The organism is Nocardia sp. NPDC060259 (genome assembly GCF_042728775.1).
Lineage (GTDB): Bacteria > Actinomycetota > Actinomycetes > Mycobacteriales > Mycobacteriaceae > Nocardia.
This window is the reverse complement of the sequence record NZ_JBHXAY010000005.1, coordinates 32,885-50,972: the sequence shown is the minus strand read 5'-3', so window position 1 is coordinate 50,972 and position 18,088 is coordinate 32,885. Positions and strand designations below refer to the sequence as shown.

18 protein-coding genes are annotated in these 18,088 nt (G+C 68.8%); 13 read left to right on the top strand and 5 right to left on the bottom strand.

Translation table 11 applies throughout. The features are described 5' to 3' along the window. Positions 1-43 precede the first annotated feature (43 nt). From ACFWF2_RS03850 to mnhG, 6 genes are read left to right on the top strand one after another with little or no spacing between them, the layout of a single operon-like run. A complete protein-coding gene (locus ACFWF2_RS03850; RefSeq protein ID WP_379304324.1) occupies positions 44-2,830 on the top strand; it encodes a Na+/H+ antiporter subunit A in 2,787 nt (928 codons plus the stop codon). Further along, on the top strand, positions 2,827-3,210 hold the full coding sequence (locus ACFWF2_RS03845; protein WP_379304322.1) for a Na(+)/H(+) antiporter subunit C: 384 nt from the start codon (positions 2,827-2,829) through the stop codon (positions 3,208-3,210). Before ACFWF2_RS03850 ends, ACFWF2_RS03845 begins: the two co-directional genes overlap by 4 nt. Beyond that, complete coding sequence (locus ACFWF2_RS03840) at positions 3,207-4,802, top strand: Na+/H+ antiporter subunit D (protein WP_379304320.1); 1,596 nt, start codon at positions 3,207-3,209, stop codon at positions 4,800-4,802. Before ACFWF2_RS03845 ends, ACFWF2_RS03840 begins: the two co-directional genes overlap by 4 nt. After that, positions 4,799-5,356, top strand: coding sequence for a Na+/H+ antiporter subunit E (locus ACFWF2_RS03835; protein ID WP_379304318.1), 558 nt, complete (start codon positions 4,799-4,801; stop codon positions 5,354-5,356). Before ACFWF2_RS03840 ends, ACFWF2_RS03835 begins: the two co-directional genes overlap by 4 nt. After that, the gene (locus ACFWF2_RS03830) at positions 5,353-5,613 is read left to right on the top strand and encodes a monovalent cation/H+ antiporter complex subunit F (protein WP_379304316.1); all 261 of its coding nucleotides are present in this window, start codon (positions 5,353-5,355) and stop codon (positions 5,611-5,613) included. Before ACFWF2_RS03835 ends, ACFWF2_RS03830 begins: the two co-directional genes overlap by 4 nt. Continuing rightward, positions 5,610-5,945: a monovalent cation/H(+) antiporter subunit G gene (gene mnhG / locus ACFWF2_RS03825; RefSeq protein WP_379304314.1), complete on the top strand. Its 336-nt coding sequence runs from the start codon at positions 5,610-5,612 to the stop codon at positions 5,943-5,945. Before ACFWF2_RS03830 ends, mnhG begins: the two co-directional genes overlap by 4 nt. Here the strand turns inward: mnhG and ACFWF2_RS03820 are convergent. The 5 genes from ACFWF2_RS03820 to ACFWF2_RS03800 all read right to left on the bottom strand — a co-directional run bounded on the left by ACFWF2_RS03820 (position 5,942) and on the right by ACFWF2_RS03800 (position 10,317). Continuing rightward, positions 5,942-7,204 carry a DUF5933 domain-containing protein gene (locus ACFWF2_RS03820; protein ID WP_379304534.1) on the bottom strand — a complete coding sequence of 421 codons (1,263 nt, stop codon included), beginning with the start codon at positions 7,202-7,204 and terminating at the stop codon, positions 5,942-5,944. The two genes, mnhG and ACFWF2_RS03820, sit on opposite strands and share 4 nt — an antisense overlap. A gap of 137 nt (positions 7,205-7,341) precedes the next feature. Then, positions 7,342-8,484, bottom strand: a complete 1,143-nt coding sequence (locus ACFWF2_RS03815; protein WP_379304312.1) for a glutamate--cysteine ligase — start codon at positions 8,482-8,484, stop codon at positions 7,342-7,344. A 10-nt stretch (positions 8,485-8,494) separates the two neighbouring features. Next, entirely contained in the window at positions 8,495-9,190 is a 696-nt protein-coding gene (locus ACFWF2_RS03810; protein WP_379304310.1) for a superoxide dismutase family protein, read from the bottom strand. Positions 9,191-9,308: 118 nt separating this feature from the next. Then, positions 9,309-9,911: a LytR C-terminal domain-containing protein gene (locus tag ACFWF2_RS03805; protein ID WP_379304308.1), complete on the bottom strand. Its 603-nt coding sequence runs from the start codon at positions 9,909-9,911 to the stop codon at positions 9,309-9,311. Between the two features lie 115 nt (positions 9,912-10,026). Continuing rightward, entirely contained in the window at positions 10,027-10,317 is a 291-nt protein-coding gene (locus tag ACFWF2_RS03800; protein WP_379304306.1) for a DUF3263 domain-containing protein, read from the bottom strand. 199 nt (positions 10,318-10,516) lie between these two features. On the opposite strand from ACFWF2_RS03800, the gene ACFWF2_RS03795 reads away from it, so the two are divergent. The 7 genes from ACFWF2_RS03795 to ACFWF2_RS03765 all read left to right on the top strand — a co-directional run bounded on the left by ACFWF2_RS03795 (position 10,517) and on the right by ACFWF2_RS03765 (position 18,030). Further along, positions 10,517-11,107: a peptide deformylase gene (locus tag ACFWF2_RS03795; protein ID WP_379304304.1), complete on the top strand. Its 591-nt coding sequence runs from the start codon at positions 10,517-10,519 to the stop codon at positions 11,105-11,107. Then, complete coding sequence (locus tag ACFWF2_RS03790) at positions 11,097-12,059, top strand: GNAT family N-acetyltransferase (protein WP_379304302.1); 963 nt, start codon at positions 11,097-11,099, stop codon at positions 12,057-12,059. The genes ACFWF2_RS03795 and ACFWF2_RS03790 overlap by 11 nt, the downstream gene beginning before the upstream one ends. A gap of 15 nt (positions 12,060-12,074) precedes the next feature. Then, positions 12,075-12,890 (top strand): exodeoxyribonuclease III, encoded by an 816-nt coding sequence (locus ACFWF2_RS03785; RefSeq protein ID WP_379304300.1) that lies wholly within the window; start codon positions 12,075-12,077, stop codon positions 12,888-12,890. A 74-nt stretch (positions 12,891-12,964) separates the two neighbouring features. Further along, the gene (locus ACFWF2_RS03780; RefSeq protein ID WP_379304298.1) at positions 12,965-14,167 is read left to right on the top strand and encodes a homogentisate 1,2-dioxygenase; all 1,203 of its coding nucleotides are present in this window, start codon (positions 12,965-12,967) and stop codon (positions 14,165-14,167) included. Continuing rightward, positions 14,164-15,351, top strand: a complete 1,188-nt coding sequence (gene fahA / locus ACFWF2_RS03775; RefSeq protein WP_379304296.1) for a fumarylacetoacetase — start codon at positions 14,164-14,166, stop codon at positions 15,349-15,351. The genes ACFWF2_RS03780 and fahA overlap by 4 nt, the downstream gene beginning before the upstream one ends. An 84-nt stretch (positions 15,352-15,435) precedes the next feature. Continuing rightward, the gene (locus tag ACFWF2_RS03770) at positions 15,436-15,627 is read left to right on the top strand and encodes a hypothetical protein (protein WP_379304294.1); all 192 of its coding nucleotides are present in this window, start codon (positions 15,436-15,438) and stop codon (positions 15,625-15,627) included. Positions 15,628-15,765: 138 nt separating this feature from the next. Continuing rightward, positions 15,766-18,030, top strand: coding sequence for an MMPL family transporter (locus tag ACFWF2_RS03765; RefSeq protein ID WP_379304292.1), 2,265 nt, complete (start codon positions 15,766-15,768; stop codon positions 18,028-18,030). Positions 18,031-18,088: the final 58 nt, after the last annotated feature.

The following is an 18,088-nucleotide window of genomic DNA, read 5'->3' as shown; positions in this document are numbered from 1 at the left end:
TCGGAGCGAGCTACTCGACCGCTACCGACCCGACGGAGGAGAGTTGCTCGCCGTACTGCTCGTCCACGCGCTGGCCGCACTGGTGGCACCGCTGTGCGTACGAGTGCTGGGCCGCAACGCTTTCTACCCGCTGGCCCTTGTCCCGCTCGGCAGCCTCGGCTGGGTGATCGCGCACTGGGGAACGACGGTGCGCACGCATACCCAATGGGCGCCGCAGATCTCGATGGACATCGACCTGCGCTTCGACTCGCTCGCCGCGGTGATGTGTGTGCTCGTGCTCGGCATCGGCGCGCTGATCCTGGCCTACTGTGGCCGCTATTTCGAGCGCGACGAAGCCAGGCTCGGCGTATTCGCCGCCGAGCTCATCGGTTTCGCCGGCGCCATGTTCGGCCTGGTCACCAGCGACAACATGCTGCTGCTCTACGTGTTCTGGGAAATCACGACGGTGCTGTCGTTCCTGCTCGTCGGGCATTACGCCGAACGCGCTGTCAGCCGCCGGGCGGCGATCCAGGCGCTGCTGGTGACCGGTGCCGGCGGGCTGGCGATGCTGGTCGGGATCGTCATCCTCGGGACGCGCTACGGCAGCTTCCTGCTCTCCGATCTGCTCGCGACCGCACCGCCCGCCGGGACCGCGGTCTCGGTGGGGATCGCGCTCGTGTTGATCGGCGCGATCAGTAAATCGGCGATCGTGCCGCTGCACTTCTGGCTCCCCGGCGCGATGGCGGCGCCGACCCCGGTGAGCGCCTATCTGCACGCCGCCGCGATGGTGAAGGCGGGCGTCTATCTGGTGGCCCGGCTAGCGCCCGCGTTCGCGCAGACGGCGCCGTGGCATGTGCTGCTCCTGCCGCTCGGCATCGCCACGATGTTACTGGCGGGCTGGCGGGCGATCCAGGTGCACGATCTGAAGCTGGTGCTGGCGTTCGGCACCGTCAGCCAGCTGGGTCTGCTGATCACGATGACGGCGATCGGCACGCCGGACGCGGCGCTGGCCGCCATCACGCTGCTGGTGGCGCACGCCCTGTTCAAGGCGAGCCTGTTCATGGTGGTCGGCATCATCGACCACGGCGCGGGCACGCGGGACCTGCGCCGGTTGTCCGGGCTCGGCAGGCGGGCGCCGTGGCTGTGCGCGGTCGCGGTGCTCGCGGCGTTCAGCATGGCGGGGCTGCCGCCGTTGCTCGGGTTCGTCGGCAAGGAGTCGGCGCTGAGCGCGCTGTGGTCGACCGAGGTGCTGAGCGCACCGGCGAGGGTGGCACTGCTGGCCGGCGTTGCCGTCGGGTCGGCGTTCACGGTGGCCTACAGCATCCGATTCGTGTGGGGCGCTTTCGGTGTCACCGCCAATCCCGAGCGCGTGGTGACCTGGCACGCGCCGGGTCCGCTGCTGCTCGGCCCGCCGGCGGTGCTCGCGGTGGCCGGGCTCGCGGGCGGTCTCGACACCCCGGCCGTCGACCGCTGGCTGAGTCCCTACGCCACGTCACTGCCCGGTGTCCTGGACACCCACCTCGCGCTGTGGCACGACTTCACCGGACCGCTCGCGCTGACGGTGCTGATCGTCGCGGCCGGTCTCGCGCTGTTCCTGATCCGGGGCCGGATCGGCGAACCGGCGCACCCACGGCTGGGCAATGCCGACCGCAACTACGACGCGGCCCTGCGCGCGATGGACCGGCTCTCGCTGCGCATCACCGGTACCGTGCAGTCCGGTTCGCTGCCAGCCAGCCAGGCCGCCATCCTCGGCACCCTGATCGTGTTGCCGACGATCCTGCTCGCCCTCGGCACCCGCACGGGAGTGCAACTGCGCCTGTGGGATTCGCCGTTGCAGGCGGCGATCGGGGCGATCATGATCGCGATGGCGCTGGCGGCGACGGTGCTGCGCAACCGTTTGGCCAGCGTGCTCGTCGTCGGGGTCACCGGCTACGGCTGCGGCGTCATCTTCGCCCTGCACGGCGCACCCGATCTGGCGCTGACCCAATTCCTGGTCGAGACACTGACTTTGGTGATCTTCGTGCTGGTACTGCGGGCGTTTCCCGCCGAGATCGCCGAAGACCAGGCCACCGCGTTCAAGGTCAGGCGGGCGCTGCTGGCGATCGGCGTCGGGGTCACCGTCGCGGTCCTGGCCGCCTTCGCCACCGCGGCCCGGCGCAGCGAACCGATCTGGCAGGCCATTCCCGACGCGGCCTACCGGATCGGCGGCGGCAAGAACGCGGTCAATGTGCTGCTGGTCGACATCCGCGCCTGGGACACCCTCGGCGAGATCTCGGTGCTCGTCGTCGCCGCGACCGGCGTCGCCTCGCTGGTGTTCCGCAGCCGCCGCTTCGGCAGCGCGCCGCGCGCCGCCGACTCACCCCACTACGACCCCGACGCGGTGAGCTGGCTGCCCGCGGCCCGGCTGGTCGACCGGCGCGAACGCTCGATGGTCCTGCAGATCACCACCCGCCTGATCTTCCCCACCATCATGGTGCTGTCGGTGTACTTCTTCTTCTCCGGCCACAACGCCCCCGGCGGCGGCTTCGCCGGCGGCCTGATCGCCGGACTCGCCCTGACGCTGCGTTATCTGGCGGGCGGACGCTACGAACTCGGCGAGGCGCTGCCGGTGGACGCCGGGCACCTGCTCGGCGCCGGTCTCACCCTGGCCGCTGGCACCGCGACCGCGTCGCTGCTGCTCGGCGCGCCACCGTTGTCCTCGGCGATCGTCGAGGTGACCTTGCCGGTGCTCGGCCACATCAAACTGGTCACCGCGCTGTTCTTCGACCTCGGCGTCTACCTGGTCGTTGTCGGGCTGGCACTCGACGTGCTGCGCAGCCTCGGCGCCCGCCTGGACAAGGAACTAATATGAGCGCCAACCTGATTCTGCTGATCACCATCGGCGCGCTCACCGCGTGCGGTGTCTACCTGCTGCTCGAGCGGATCGTCTCGAAGATGCTGCTCGGCATGATCCTGCTCGGCAACGCGGTCAACCTGCTGATCCTCACCATGGGTGGCCCGGACGGGAAACCGCCGATCCTCGGCAGCGCCGACACCGCGCACGACGGCATGGCCGACCCGCTGGCCCAGGCGATGGTGCTCACCTCGATCGTGATCACCATGGGGCTGGCCGCGTTCGTGCTAGCCCTCGCCTACCGCTCCTACACGCTGACCACCACCGAGGACGTGCGCAACGACCCCGAGGACGCCCAGATCGCCGCCCGGCGGGAACAGGAGGATCCCGAACAGTGACCCTGTCCCCGGAGCTGCTGCCCGCCATCGCCGCACTGCCGGTGCTGATCCCGCTGCTCGGTGCCGCGGCGACGCTGGTGTTCGGCCGCCGCCCCCGGCTGCAGGCGATGATCTCGCTGAGCGCGCTGTCGTGCGTGCTGGTGGTCAGCGCGCTGCTGCTGTACCTGGCCGACCGCGACGGCACCACCGCGGTCCAGGTGGGCGGCTGGCCGACCCCGATCGGCATCACCCTGGTGGTCGACCGGCTCTCTGCCGCGATGCTCCTGGTGTCGGCGTTCGTGCTGCTGGCGGTGTCGATCTACGGTGCGGGACAGAACATCTCCGACGGCGACGAAAATCAGCCGACCTCGATCTACCGGCCCACCTACCTGGTGCTGACCGCGGGGGTGTCGACGGCGTTCCTGGCCGGCGACCTGTTCAACCTGTTCGTCGGCTTCGAGATCCTGCTCGCGGCATCGTTCGTGCTGCTGACCGTCGGCGCCACCGAGGCGCGCATCCGCACCGGCATCGCCTATGTGATGGTGTCGATGGTGTCGTCGCTGATCTTCCTGATCGGCATCGGCATCACCTACGCCGCCACGGGGACACTGAATCTCGCGCAGCTGGCCGTTCGGCTGGAAGCAGCGCCGAGCGGTGTGCGCACCGCCTGCTACGCGGTGCTGCTGGTGTCGTTCGGGATCAAGGCGGCGGTATTCCCGCTGTCGAGCTGGCTGCCCGACTCCTACCCCACCGCCCCGGCGCCCGTGACCGCTGTCTTCGCCGGTCTGCTCACCAAAGTCGGTGTGTACGCGATCATCCGCACCCACACCCTGTGGTTCCCCGACGGCGCGTTCGACGACATCCTGCTGGTGTGCGGGCTGGCGACGATGCTGGTCGGCGTCCTCGGCGCGATCGCGCAGACCGACATCCGGCGACTGCTCTCGTTCACCCTGGTCAGTCACATCGGCTACATGATATTCGGTATCGGGCTCGCCACCACGGCGGGCCTGACCGGCGCGGTCTTCTACGTCGCCCACCACATCCTGGTGCAGACCGGACTGTTCCTCGCGGTCGGCCTCATCGAGCGCCAGGCGGGCTCGGTGTCGCTGCGCCGGCTCGGCGGGCTGGCCACCGCGAGTCCGCTGCTGGCCGTTCTCTTCCTGGTGCCCGCGCTGAATCTCGGTGGTATTCCGCCGTTCTCGGGATTCATCGGCAAGGTCGCCCTGTTGGAAGCGGGCGCCGCCGACGGCAGTGCGCTGGCCTGGGTGCTCGTCGCGGGCTCGGTCGTCACCAGCCTGCTGACGCTGTACGCGGTGGCCAGGGTATGGAGCAAGGCCTTCTGGCGGCCGCGCGAGGAAGCGCCGGAGGGCCATCTCACCGCCGCGAAACCACCGACCCTGGTGGAGGATACGACCGACGTGCACTACGAGGACCGCACCGACCCCGGCCGGATGCCGGTGCTCATGGTGCTCGCGACCGCCGGTCTCATCACCGCCGGACTCGCGTTGACGGTGCTCGCTGGGCCGATTCTCGGCATCGCCGAACGCGCGGCCGCCGACCTGAACGACCCGTCGGTCTACATCGACTCGGTGCTCGGGCCGGAGGCGCGATGAATACGCTCGGGATGTTGATCAACCGCGACAACGTGCTGCGGGTCGGCGTGCTCGCGTGGTTGACCTGGGTGTGGGTCGCGCTGTGGGGTGACCTCAGCGCGGCCAATGTCATCGCCGGTTTCGTGGTCGCGCTGATCGTCGTCTTCGCGCTGCCGCTGCCGCTCGTACCGGTGACCGGGCGCTTTCACCCGCTGTCGTTCCTCGAATTGATCGTGGTGAGCGTCTATTACGCGCTCGAATCGAGCCTGCAAGTGGCCTGGTTCGCGATTCGGCCCGCCGGGCCGCCCGTGTCCGGCGTGCTGCGGGTGCACCTGGGCATCCAGTCCGATCTGGTCCTGGTGATGGCGACCGACCTGCTCAACCTGATCCCCGGCACCATGGTGCTCGAGCTGGACCGGGCGCGGTGTGTGGTCTATGTCCACGTGCTCGACGTGGGCAGTGAGAAGTCGGTGGTGAAGTTCTACAGCACCACCCGGCGATTGGAGCATCTGCTGATCAACGCCTTCGAACGGCCGAGCGAACGCCTGCGCCTCGATCCGGAGGAGCGCCCGTGACCGTCGTCGCCGTCATCGCAGGCATCCTGCTCACCGCGGCGGCGGTGATCACCAGCTACCGGGTGCTGGCGGGCCCGAGCACCCTCGACCGGGTCGTCGGGATCGACTCGCTGATGGCCATCGCCGCCGCCGGACTCGCGGTCTGGGCCGCCTACAGCAACGACACCACGGTGATCCCGGCGATCGTCGCGCTGGCCCTGGTCGGATTCCTCGGCTCGGCCGCGGTGTCGCGCTTCCGCGTCAGGGACGACCGATGACGGCATGGGAATGGGTCTCGGCCGTGCTGATCCTGACCGGCTGCGCGCTCGCGTTCACCGCGTCCATCGGCATCGTGCGGTTCCCAGACACCCTCACCCGCATGCACGCCGCGACCAAGCCCCAGGTGGTCGGCTTGGTCTTGGTCCTCGTCGGCACCGGGATCGACATCAGGAACGACGTCAATGTGTGGATGCTGGTGCTGACCGGCCTGTTCACCATCATCACCGCACCCGTCATCGCCCATCTCATCGGCCGCACCGCCTACCGCGAACAGCGCCACCGCGACGGCCTGCTGCGGATCAACGAACTGGGCAACGCGGCCGACGACTAACCGCCCACCCGCACCGGCTCCATCGCAGGTTGGGGCGCCGTGGCGAACCAGGTGGCATGGAACGCGGCGGCCACCGCGGCCAGCGACCCGATGACGATCGCGCCCGCGAGCACCGGGTGCTCCGCCATCGGCACCGCCAGGTACCGGTAGGACAGCAGCAGCCCGGCGAACACCGCAGCGCCGAAGCCGACCATCCGCACCCGGAACGCACCCCAGCCACGTTCGGGCGCCCGCAATGCCGACTCGACGGTCAGGCACAGCACCGCGCCCGCCACCAGGTCGACGCCGTAGTGGTAACCGAATCCGAGCGTCGCGGCCACGGTCGCGCCCAGCCAGAACGCTCCACCCCAGCGCAGCCAGGCGGGCGCGCGTGACCCGTCGACATCACGACGGGTGTGGATGAACAGCGACAGCGCCCACGCGGTGTGCATCGACGGCATGCAGTTGCGCGGGGTGAACGCGTCGAACGGCAACGCCGCCGGGCTGCGGTCGATCGGCGGCAGCGCCGTCGGCCAGAAATTGCCCACCTGGAAACCGTGCCCGTCCGCGCCGAACGCGAACATCGGCCCGACGACGGGAAACAGCACATAGAACAGCGGCCCGACCAGCCCGAGCACCAGGAACGTCCGAACCAGGTAGTGCGACGGCCATTCCCCGGTCGGGACGACCTTGCGCAACTGCCACACCGCGACCACGATCGCCGCCACCGGCAGCTCGATGTACACCCAGTGCAGCACCGCGTACACCTCGGGCCCGAGCACATCCAGTACCCGGCCGAGGACCCACGACGGATCACCGAGCGCGTGATCGGCGAGCAGGAGGTATTCGTCGAGCACCGCGGGCCGCACCGCCGAGGTGACGTGCAACCACACGTCACCGACCTTGGTGGCGAGCACGAGCAGCGCACCCAGTGTCGCCGCCTTCAACGCGTCCGTGCGTTCGCGACCGCTCCAGCTCACCGCAGCGACGATCGCGAGCACGGTCAAGACGATCGTCGGCCCGTTGCCGACCGTGAACGGCTTGCCGTCGAGCAGCCGCAGCGCGGCGCACACGGCGTCGATCCCGACCGCAGCGAACACCGCGAACACCCGCCTGCGCGCGTTGACCCCGACCAGCGCGAGCACCAGCCCGGCCCACGGCACCGACATCGATTTCGGTGTGCCGATGTAGTCACGGGCCAGACTCGCCAGCGGTCCGTCGAAACCGTTGACGAACGCGGCGATCTGCAATCCGACGAGAAGTACGAGCACCGACGACATCCCGACGACGGCGAGTGTGCGTGGCTCACGGAGACGGTTCCGGAGGACGGCACCCCCCGCAGCGCCACGCGGATGTTCGACAAGCATTCCGACATCGTAAACGGCGGGTTAACACCACCCCGCCGAGAAGCTGAACGCTACTGATCCAGCTCGCGCACCAGCGAATCGACGACCGCGACAAGATCACCCTGCGATTGCGCGGCGACGCGACGTTGCCGCTGGTAGGAGGCACCGTGGCGGGGAATGTCGGCGACGGCGGCCAGCTCGTCGGCGCAGCCGAGCCGCTTCGCGGTCGGCTCCAATTTGTTCAGCAGATCCATCAGATCGTCTGTGACCAAACGCTCATTACTGGCGTCGTCGACGATCACGATGGCGTCGAGCCCGTACCGCGCGGCCCGCCACTTGTTCTCCTGCACATGCCACGGCGGCAGCGTCGGCAGGTCCTCGCCCGCGTCGAGCCTGCGCTCCAGATCGACTACCAGGCAGTGGATCAGCGCGGCCACCGAGGCCAGCTCGGCCCGGCTGGACAGCCCGTCGCAGACCCGGATCTCGATCGTGCCCCACTTGGGCGCGGGCCGGATGTCCCAGTGCATACCGCCGAGCTGTTCGAACACACCGGTTTTGAGCTGGTCGTGCACGAAACCCTCGAACTGCGGCCAGTTCTCGAACTGGAACGGCAGACCGGCGGTCGGCAGCTGCTGGAACATCAGCGCGCGATTGCTGGCGTAGCCGGTGTCGTCGCCGGACCACATCGGCGAGGACGCCGAGAGCGCGAGCAGATGCGGATACGACAGCAGCAGCGAGTTCAGGATCGGAAAGACCTTGTCCCGGTGCGAGACTCCCACGTGCACGTGCACGCCCCAGATCAGCATCTGGCGGCCCCACCACTGGGTACGCTCGATCAGCTCGTCGTAATGCGGTGAGCGGGTGAGCTGCTGGGCCGACCACTGCGCGAACGGATGGGTACCCGCGCAGAACAGGTCGACACCGAGTGGATCGGCCGCGCGGCGCACCGCGTCCATGGTGCCGCGCAGATCGTCGACCGCGCCGCCGACCGTGTCGTGCACGCCGGTCACCAATTCGACCGTGTTGCGCAGCAATTCCTTGGTGACCTGCGGCGTGCCGTCATAGGCGCGCAGATCGCCGACGGCGTCGAACACCGCCGAGGCGGTGTTGGACAGATCACGCGTCACCTTGTCGACGAGCGCGATCTCCCACTCGATGCCGATGGTCGGCCGGGGCGAACCAGGGAACGGTACCGACTGGATTGCCCCGGCCATGTGCGTCTCGCTAACCGACCACGCCGCAGGCGACCCGGGTTCCAGCGTCACCCGTGGACAGCGTGGTCTCGTCGGGACCGGTGCCACCCTCGCGGGAGTACCGGGTCGGGATGTTGCCGAAGTTGTCGGCGCCGGAGTGCACGATCAGGGCCTTGCCCTTGACGTTGTCCAGGGTGACCGTGTCGGTCCGGGTGACCAGCTTCGCGGTGCCGTCGGCGTTGACCTGCAGCGAGGTCAGATCGCCGCTGGCCGGGTGCGCGTTGGCCGCGCCGACCTGGAGGTGACCGCCCGCGGAGGCGAAGTCGCCCTCACAGGTGCCGTTCTGGTGGAAGTGCAGGCCGTGGAAGCCGGGGGTCAGACCCTGCGCCTCGACGGTGACGACCAGGTGGTTGCCCTCGGCGACGATGGTCGCGGTGCCGACGTTCGCGCCGGAGCTGTTCTTCAGGTCGGCCTTCAGACCACCGGCCGCCGGGGCGCCGTGATCGCCGCCGCCGTGGCTGTCGGCGGTGGTCGGCGCGGCGTGGCCGCCGCCGTGCGCATCGCCGGTACCCGCGGGCGCGGGCGAGCTGGTCCACACCGGCGGCGTGGTTCCCTTGACGTCACTCGACTCTTGGCTGTTGGTGCAAGCAGTGAGACCGAACACGGCAACCGCCAGCACCGGGGTCACAATGCGCCAGGACGGGCGACGAGTTGTCGACGTGGCCATCAGGGAACTCCTTTACGAGTACCGAGTTTAACGAGTAAAGCTGGGTGGACAGGGCTGTACCGCTCAAGATGATGCCACAGCGCAGGCACAGCCCCCGGCACCGCGTGCCGTGCCTCGTTCAGCGACCGGTCAGCACGACCACGACGCCCGGCGAGGTGTCACCGGACTTCGCCGCGACCGTTCCGCCGATCTCCGCGGCGATCTCGGTGGCCGCGGCCTTGTCACCCGCGCCGCTGCCGTAGAACACCGTCGTGGTGGTCAGGTTCTCGCCGTTGTAGTTGCCGGTGCTGACATTGCTCCAGCCCGCCGAGGTCAGTTCGCTCGCGGTCCGGGCTGCCAGACCGGCGACCAGGCTGTTGTTCAGCACCCGAACCGGCACACTCTGATCGACGGTGGCCGCGGGCGCGGCGGGTGCCGTTGTGGTGGGTGCCGTGGTGGTGGGTGCCGTTGTGGTGGACGCCGTGGTGGTCGTCGGCGCGACAGCCGTCGTGGTCGGGGCGGCGGTCGCACTGGTGGTCGTCGCGGCGGCCGTGGTCGCGGGCGCCTGCGCGACCACGCTGGAGGTCGTCGTCTCGGTCTGCTCGGCCGAATCGGATACCTCGGCACCGGAGTTCGACAACGACATCGCACCCAGACCGGCGAAGACGATGGCCAGCGCGATCAACACCATCGCCAGCGCGCGCAGCGGTGGGCCGCCGGGGGTGGGAGTAGGGTTGCTCACCCGCGCAACCCTAGTCGCAACGACGGCTTTGTGGCCTTCCGCGACGCGAACTCACGGCCCGGAGGCGGCAGCGTGCGTAACCACGCAGGGCCTGTGAGCGGCGCCGTGTACACAGTCAGACCTGGAAACCGAGTCGGCGCGCTGCACGCGCTTTCTGCCTGCTCGCCCGCAGCCTGCGCAGACGCTTGACCAGCATCGGGTCGGCCACCAGCGCTTCTTCCTTGTCGACGACGGCGTTGAGGACCTGGTAATACCTGGTCGCCGACATGGAGAACAGTTCGCGGATCGCGTCTTCCTTGGCGCCGGCGTACTTCCACCATTTGCGTTCGAAATCGAGGATGTCGAGCTCACGGCGACTCAGACCACTGCCTTCGTCGATGATGTTGCGAGCCGCTGCGCCGTCCATCTTGCTCCCTCGCCGAGTATCACGAGATGAAAATGACGCTTGCACGTCGCGGATCATTCAACCATGTAGCGGCCGGATCGTCCGAGCGATGTCCCGGCGTGTTGACTACGGGCCAGTAGGGGTGTGCGCGCTTCGCGTGGTGGCGCAAGCCACAGGGGTCGCCGCTCGGCGAGCCGCGCGAACGGCGATAATGGCGGCCATGGCAATTCTCCCGATCGTGATCGTCGGTGACCCCGTCCTCCACAACCCCACCGCACCGGTGACGGAGGCGCCGGCCGAGCTGGCCGACCTGATCGCGGACATGTACGACACCCTGGAGGAATCCAAGGGTGTCGGCCTGGCGGCCAACCAGGTCGGCGTCGGCAAGCGGCTGTTCGTCTACGACTGCCCCGACTTCGACGCGGCGGGCCAGCCGATCCGCCGCAAGGGCGTGGTGATCAACCCGGTGCTGGAGACCTCCGCGATCCCGGAGACCATGCCCGATCCCGACGACGACGAAGAGGGCTGCCTGTCCGTGCCGGGCGAGCAGTTTCCGACCGGCCGCGCCGATTGGGCCAGGGTCACCGGCACCGACGAGAAGGGCGAGCCGGTCGACATCGAGGGCACCGGCTTCTTCGCCAGGATGCTCCAGCACGAGGTGGGCCATCTCGACGGCTTCCTCTACGTCGACGTGCTGATCGGCCGCAACGCCCGCGCGGCGAAGAAGGCCATCAAGCGCAACGGCTGGGGCACACCGGGTCTGAGCTGGATCCCCGGCACGGTGCCCGACCCGTTCGGTCATGACGACTGAGATCCCCCTCGGCCGCCGCGTGGTGATGCGGTACCAGCTGCCGGAGGGCTATCCACAGCCGCTCACCGATGTGATCGGCGAACTGGTGTCGCTGAACCCGCCGTCGGTGCGCACCGCCGAGGGTGAGCTGGTCTCCGTCGCGGCCGATCGGGTCGTCGCGCTGAAAGCCCTGGGGCCCAGGCCGATTCGCACCAAGGAGATCCGGTCGCTGGAGACCGCCGCGGCCGCGGCGTGGCCAGGCAACAGTCACCTGTGGATCGACGGCTGGCTCGTCCGCGCAGGCAACGGCTACACCGGGCGCGCGAATTCCGCTGTGCCGCTCGGTGAATCCGGCATTCCGGCGGTGCTGTCGATCGACACCATGCACCGGATCGCGGACTGGTACACCGCCAACGGGCTGCCGCTGCTGTTGCAGCTGCCCGATCGGCTGGCCCCGGTTCCGCCGGGGTGGAACACCTGGAGCGAGACCGTCGTCCTCGGTCTCGACATCGCGAATTTCGTCCTGCCGCAAGGCCCGTCGATGGTGCGGATCGCCGCCGAACCCGACGACGGCTGGCTGGCGGTGCACCGCTACCGCGGCGAGATCCCGCTCGATCCCGCCGTGCGCGCACCGGAGCGGACCGTGCTCACCTCGGTCCTCGACGGCGCGCTCGGCTTCGCCTCGCTCGGCATGCCGGAGCCGCTGGCCATCGGCCGCGGCGCGGTGACGACCGCACCCGACGGCAGGCGCTGGGTCGGCCTGACCTGTGTCGCCGTCGCGACCGCGCACCGCCGCAACGGACTCGCCGCGCTGCTGTGCGCCGAACTGATCCGCTGGGGCGCCGAGCACGGTGCCACCCACGCTTACGTGCAGGTCGAAATGGGTAATTCTGCCGGACTCGCGCTCTACCGCGAGCTCGGCTTCCTCGAACACCACAGCTACCGCTACGCCGCGCCGCCCAGCGCCACGTAGGAAAGGAACGCGACAGTGCGTCTCGCCACCTGGAACGTCAACTCGGTCCGCTCCCGCGTCGATCGGGTGACCGCCTTCCTCGACCGCAACGACATCGACGTGCTGGCGATCCAGGAAACCAAGTGCCGCGACGACCAGTTCCCCTACGAGCAGTTCGACGCGGCGGGCTACGAGGTCGCCCACGTCGGGCTCAATCAGTGGAACGGTGTCGCCATCGTGTCCAGGGTCGGCCTCACCGACGTCGAGGTGGCGTTCCCGCACCAGCCCGGTTTCGACAAGAACGCGGGCGACTCGCTGATCGAGTCGCCGGTGGTCGAGGCGAGGGCGATCGGCGCGACCTGCGGCGGAGTGCGGGTGTGGAGCCTGTACGTGCCCAACGGCCGCGCGCTCGCCGACCCGCACTACGCCTACAAACTGAACTGGCTGTCGACCTTGCGTGAGCAGGCGACCGGCTGGCTGGCCGACGATCCGGCGGCGAAGATCGCCCTGGTCGGCGACTGGAATATCGCGCCGACCGACGACGATGTGTGGTCGCCGGAGTTCTTCGAAGGCAAGACCCACACCTCGGAGCCCGAGCGCGCCGCGTTCCAGAGCATGCTCGACACCGGCTTCCGCGATGTGATGCGCCCGTTCGCCCCGGGACCCGGCGTCTACACCTACTGGGACTACACCCAGCTGCGTTTCCCCCGCAAGGAGGGCATGCGCATCGACTTCATCCTCGCCTCCCCCGCCCTCGCCGACACGGTCAAGGACGCCTCGGTCGACCGGGACGAGCGCAAGGGCAAGGGCGCCAGCGACCACGCCCCGGTCATCGCGGAGTTCACCGACTGACCCGGCTCCCGCGCCGTGAGCGGTACCGTGGATGACAGGACCATCCGGCCTGCGACGTAGCGGGAGGTGTGCTTGTGGCGTTTTATCGGCAGATCGGCGCGGTGCCACCGAAGCGGCATACGCAGCATCGGGACGAGCGCGGCAACCTCTATTACGAGGAGCTGATGGGCGAGGAGGGGTTCTCCGGTGACTCCTCGCTGCTCTACCACCGTGGCCTGCCACCCGCGATCGTCGATGCGGCTGTGTGGGAACTGCCCGATCAGTCACTGACGCCGAATCATCCACTGCGCCATCGGCACCTGCGTCTTCCCGATCTCTTCCCCGGTGATATGCCCGCCACGACCGACCCGGTGACCGGCCGCAGGCTGCTGCTCGGCAATGCCGATGTGCGGATCTCGTATGTGGTCGCCAAGGGGGCGTCCCCGCTGTACCGCAATGCCATCGGCGACGAGCTGGTGTACGTGGAATCCGGTGCGGCCGTGGTGGAGAGCGTGTTCGGCGCCGTGCCGGTCAAGCAAGGCGATCAGGTGATCATGCCGCGCGCGACCACCCATCGCTGGCTGCCGACGGGTGAGGAACCGTTGCGCGCGTATGTGATCGAGGCGTCGAGCCACATCACGCCGCCCAAGCGGTATCTCTCGAAATTCGGTCAGCTGCTGGAGAATTCGCCGTACTGCGAGCGGGACCTGCACGGCCCGTCCGAACCACTGCTCGCCGAGGGCACCGAGGTGGAGGTGCTGGTCAAGCACCGGCCTGGAACCGAAGTGGTCGGCACCAGGCTGACCTATGCCACGCACCCGTTCGATGTGGTCGGCTGGGACGGCTGCCTGTACCCGTACACCTTCGATATCGCCGACTTCGAACCGATCACCGGCCGGGTCCATCAGCCGCCGCCGGCGCATCAGGCGTTCGAGGGCATCAACTTCGTCGTCTGCAATTTCGTGCCGCGCAAGGTGGACTACCACCCGCTGTCGATTCCGGTGCCGTACTACCACTCCAATGTGGATTCCGACGAGATCATGTTCTATTGCGGCGGAAACTACGAGGCGCGCAGGGGTTCCGGGATCACCCAGGGTTCGGTGTCGGTGCATCCGGGCGGCTATGCGCACGGCCCGCAGCCGGGCGCCTACGAGCGCAGTATCGGCGCGGAATTCTTCGACGAGCTGGCGGTGATGGTCGATACCTTCCGGCCGCTGCAACTCGGGGAGGGCGCGCTGGCCTGCGAGGATCCCGCGTATGCCTGGACCTGGTCCGGGCGAGGGCCGGGGCTGCGATGAGCGCCCGGCTGCTGCGCGTCGACGTGCACCCGGACTCGCTGTTCGGGCCGGAGAACATGCCGTACGGGGTCTTCGCGCCGCCGGAAGGTGAGTTCCGGGTCGGGGTCAGACTGGGCAATACCGTGCTGGATCTGGTTGTGCTGCTCGGTGATCCGATCTTCGCCCGACCGGATCTCAATGCCTTCCTCGCCGCCGGGCCCGCCCGCTGGCGCACGGTGCGTGACCGCTTGCGCGAGCTCGCCGAGACCGAACTGCCGGTCGACGCGCTACATCCCGTCGACGCGGTCGACCTGGCGCTGCCGGTACGGATCGGCGACTACGTCGACTTCTACGCCAGTATCGACCACGCCACGAACCTGGGCAGGCTCTTCCGGCCGGATAGCGAACCGCTGCTGCCTAATTGGCGGCATCTGCCCGTGGGATATCACGGCCGCGCGGGGACGGTCGTCGTGTCGGAGACACCGGTGGTCCGGCCCCGGGGACAGCGCCGCACCGATTCCGGCGCACCGGAATTCGGGCCTTCGCAACGGCTCGATATCGAAGCCGAGCTGGGTTTCGTGGTCGGCACCGGCTCGCCGCTCGGTGTTCCGGTGGGTGTCGACGAGTTCGCCGAGCACGTCTTCGGTGTCGCCCTGGTCAACGACTGGTCGGCCCGCGACATCCAGGCCTGGGAGTACCAGCCGCTCGGCCCGTTCCTCGGCAAGTCGTTCAGCACCTCGATCTCCGCCTGGATCACCCCGCTCGCCGCGCTGGCCGACGCCCGGATTCCCCTGCCCGCGCAGTCGCCGGAACCACTCCCCTACCTGCGCGGCACCGAAAACCACGGCCTCGACATCAATCTGACCGTCAGCTGGAACGGCGAAGTCGTTGCGCACCCGCCCTATTCGCGCATGTACTGGTCCCCAGCGCAGATGCTCGCCCACCTCACCGCCAACGGCGCCTCGATCCGCCCCGGCGATCTCTACGCCTCCGGCACCATCTCCGGCCCCGAACCCACCCAGCGGGGTTCGTTCATCGAGCTGTCCTGGGGCGGAACGCAACCCGTCACCGTGCGCGGCGAATCCCGTACCTTCCTGGCCGACGGTGACGAGGTGACGATCACCGCCACCGCCCCCGGCACGGCGGGCCGCCGCATCGGCCTCGGCCACGTCAGTGGACGAATCCTGCCCGCCCGCAACACTTGATGCCACCGGAACTCGGGTCTGCCGCGGCCACCGCACCTATCGATACCGTGACCGCGTCCGAACAACGCATCCGGAGGTACATCCATGAAATCCACCATCACCGCCGTGGCAGGTCTCGCCCTCATCGGCCTCGTTCAGCTGCCGTTGGCGGCGCCGGCGGCAGCGGCAACATGCGGTCCCTATCCCGTGCCCTGCGCACCCAGTTCCTCGGAGCAGATCTCGGACGTCTTCGCCCTGCTGCGGCAGGCCCTGTTCGGCGGTTCGTCCACGCCGTAGCGAGCAGCGGAATCCACTCGGCAACCGCCCAGGGGCGGAGATGGTAGTGGTCCATCCTCCACCTTGGGGTGGTATCGGGCAAAATTCATTGCGGGATACGGTGACTTTCGACGATCCCTAGCAGAGAGCCCCCCGACGATGTTGACGAGAATCGCCCGCGCCGCCGTGGGCCGACCACGACTGGTGGTCACGGTCGCACTGTTGCTGATGATCCTGTGTGGCGCGATCGGCGCCACCGTGCACTCGCATATGAAATCGGGCGGATTCGTCACCGAGGATCTTGATTCGGTGCAGGCGAGCCAGTACCTGAGCGAGCACTTCCCCGGCTCAGAGCCGAACTACGTCCTGCTCGTGACCGCCGAGGACGGCGCCGATTCGCCCGCGGCCCGCGCCGCCGCCGATACCGCGATCGCCCAGCTGCGGAAAGATCCCGAGATCGTCAGCGGTGTGCAGTCGTACTGGACCTCGCGCCCCGATCTGAAGCAGGCCCTGCGCAGCAAGGACGGCAAGCGAGCGCTCATCCTGGCCACCATCGAGGGCGACGACGCGGAGCTGCCGCTGCGCGCGGCCGAGCTCAGCGAACAAGTGCGGGTCGCGGGCGGGCCGGTGACGATCGAGGCGGGCGGTCTCGCCGCGTCGTTCTCCGATATCAACACCCAGATCAGCAAGGATCTGGTGATCGCCGAGGCCGTCGCCATCCCGGTGACCGGTCTGCTGCTGGCGCTGGTGTTCGGCAGTGTCGTGGCCGCGGCGCTGCCCATCGCGATCGGCCTGTTCGCGATCGCGGCGGCGCTGGGCATCCTGCGGGTGCTGACCGCGGTCACCGATGTGTCGATCTTCGCGCTGAACATGACCACCGCGCTCGGCCTCGCGCTGGCGATCGACTACAGCCTGTTCATCGTCAGCCGGTATCGCGAGGAACTGACCGCGGGCGCCACCCCCACCGATGCGGTGATCCGGTCGATCCGCACCGCGGGCCGGACGGTGGTCTACTCGGCGCTGGTCGTCGCGCTGTCACTGTCGGCGCTGCTGGTGTTCCCGCAGTACTTCTTCAAGTCGTTCGCCTACGCGGGCATCGCGGTCGTCGCGGCCGCCACCGCCGCGGCCGTGATCGTGCTGCCCGCGCTGCTCATCCTGGTCGGACACCGGATCGATGCGATCGATCTGCGCGCACCGCTGCGCAAGCTGTTCCGGCTGGCGCCGCGCGCGGAGAAGCAGCCGCAGCAGACGTTCTGGTACCGCCTGGTCACCGCCGTGATGAAGCGGCCGCTGCCGATCGCGCTGGCGACCACCGCGTTCCTGCTGTTGCTCGGCTCGCCGTTCCTCGGGGTCCAGTTCGGCTACCCCGACGACCGCTCGCTGCCCACCGGCGTGGCCAGTCGCGAGGTCGGTGACGTGCTGCGCACCGAGTTCGACGCCGACATGGCGTCGAGCGCGACCATCGTGCTGCCCGAGTTCCGGGGCACCCCCGCCGACCTGGACGCCTACGCCCGCGAGCTGTCCACGGTGCCCGATGTGCCTGCCGTGCTCAGCAGCTCCGCCGTCTACCGCAACGGTTTGCGGGTGGCCGCCGGCGTGCCGGAGATGTCGGACCCGTCGGCGGGCGCGTACCTGTCGGTCGCGACCACGCTCGACCCGTACTCCGAGGCGGGCCGCACCCAGCTCGACGCTATGCGCGCCGTCCCGGCTCCGTCCGATGCGCTGGTCACCGGCCCGGCCGCCCTCAATCAGGACTCGGTCACCGCGATCACCGGCAAGCTGCCGCTGGCGGGCGCGCTGATCGCGATCACCACGCTGGTGCTGCTGTTCCTGTTCACCGGCAGTGTGGTGCTGCCGGTGAAGGCGCTGGCGCTGAACATCCTGTCGCTGGCCGCGACGTTCGGCGCGATGGTGTGGATCTTCCAGGAGGGGAACCTGTCGGGGCTGCTCGGCTTCACCTCCACCGGCACGCTCAACCTGGCCATGCCCATCCTCATGTTCAGCCTGGCCTTCGGCGCCTCCATGGACTACGAGGTGTTCCTGCTCTCCCGGATTCGCGAGGAATGGCTGGCCGGACCCAAGACCACCGAGGGCAATACCGAGGCCGTCGCCATGGGCGTGGCCCGCACCGGCCGCATCTTCACCGCCGCCGCGCTGCTGATGAGCATCGTGTTCCTCGGCGTGGCGACCTCCGGCGTGTCGATGATGAAGCTGTTCGGCCTCGGCTGCGCGCTGGCCGTGATCAGCGACGCCACCGTCATCCGCGGGCTGCTCGCGCCCGCGCTGATGCGGATGATGGGCACCTGGAACTGGTGGTCGCCCAAGCCACTGGTCAAGCTGCACAACAGGTTCGGGCTGCACGAGGCGGACGAGCCGGAGACCGGCAAGGTCGAGCAGCCCGTGCCGGCACCGGTCTCGGTCTGAGCTGTTCGCGGCCCGCCCCGGACTTCCCGGGCGGGTCGCGAACCACGGCAGGTATGGT

Excerpts from the sequence above, each read along its gene's own strand:
- ACFWF2_RS03845 (WP_379304322.1), top strand. The coding sequence starts at position 2,827 with ATGAGCGCCAACCTGATTCTGCTGATCACCATCGGCGCGCTCACCGCG.
- ACFWF2_RS03835 (WP_379304318.1), top strand. The coding sequence starts at position 4,799 with ATGAATACGCTCGGGATGTTGATCAACCGCGACAACGTGCTGCGGGTC.
- mnhG (WP_379304314.1), top strand. The coding sequence starts at position 5,610 with ATGACGGCATGGGAATGGGTCTCGGCCGTGCTGATCCTGACCGGCTGC.
- ACFWF2_RS03820 (WP_379304534.1), bottom strand. The coding sequence starts at position 7,204 with ATGTCGTCGGTGCTCGTACTTCTCGTCGGATTGCAGATCGCCGCGTTC.
- ACFWF2_RS03815 (WP_379304312.1), bottom strand. The coding sequence starts at position 8,484 with ATGGCCGGGGCAATCCAGTCGGTACCGTTCCCTGGTTCGCCCCGGCCG.
- ACFWF2_RS03810 (WP_379304310.1), bottom strand. The coding sequence starts at position 9,190 with ATGGCCACGTCGACAACTCGTCGCCCGTCCTGGCGCATTGTGACCCCG.
- ACFWF2_RS03800 (WP_379304306.1), bottom strand. The coding sequence starts at position 10,317 with ATGGACGGCGCAGCGGCTCGCAACATCATCGACGAAGGCAGTGGTCTG.
- ACFWF2_RS03795 (WP_379304304.1), top strand. The coding sequence starts at position 10,517 with ATGGCAATTCTCCCGATCGTGATCGTCGGTGACCCCGTCCTCCACAAC.
- ACFWF2_RS03790 (WP_379304302.1), top strand. The coding sequence starts at position 11,097 with ATGACGACTGAGATCCCCCTCGGCCGCCGCGTGGTGATGCGGTACCAG.
- fahA (WP_379304296.1), top strand. The coding sequence starts at position 14,164 with ATGAGCGCCCGGCTGCTGCGCGTCGACGTGCACCCGGACTCGCTGTTC.
- ACFWF2_RS03770 (WP_379304294.1), top strand. The coding sequence starts at position 15,436 with ATGAAATCCACCATCACCGCCGTGGCAGGTCTCGCCCTCATCGGCCTC.
- ACFWF2_RS03765 (WP_379304292.1), top strand. The coding sequence starts at position 15,766 with ATGTTGACGAGAATCGCCCGCGCCGCCGTGGGCCGACCACGACTGGTG.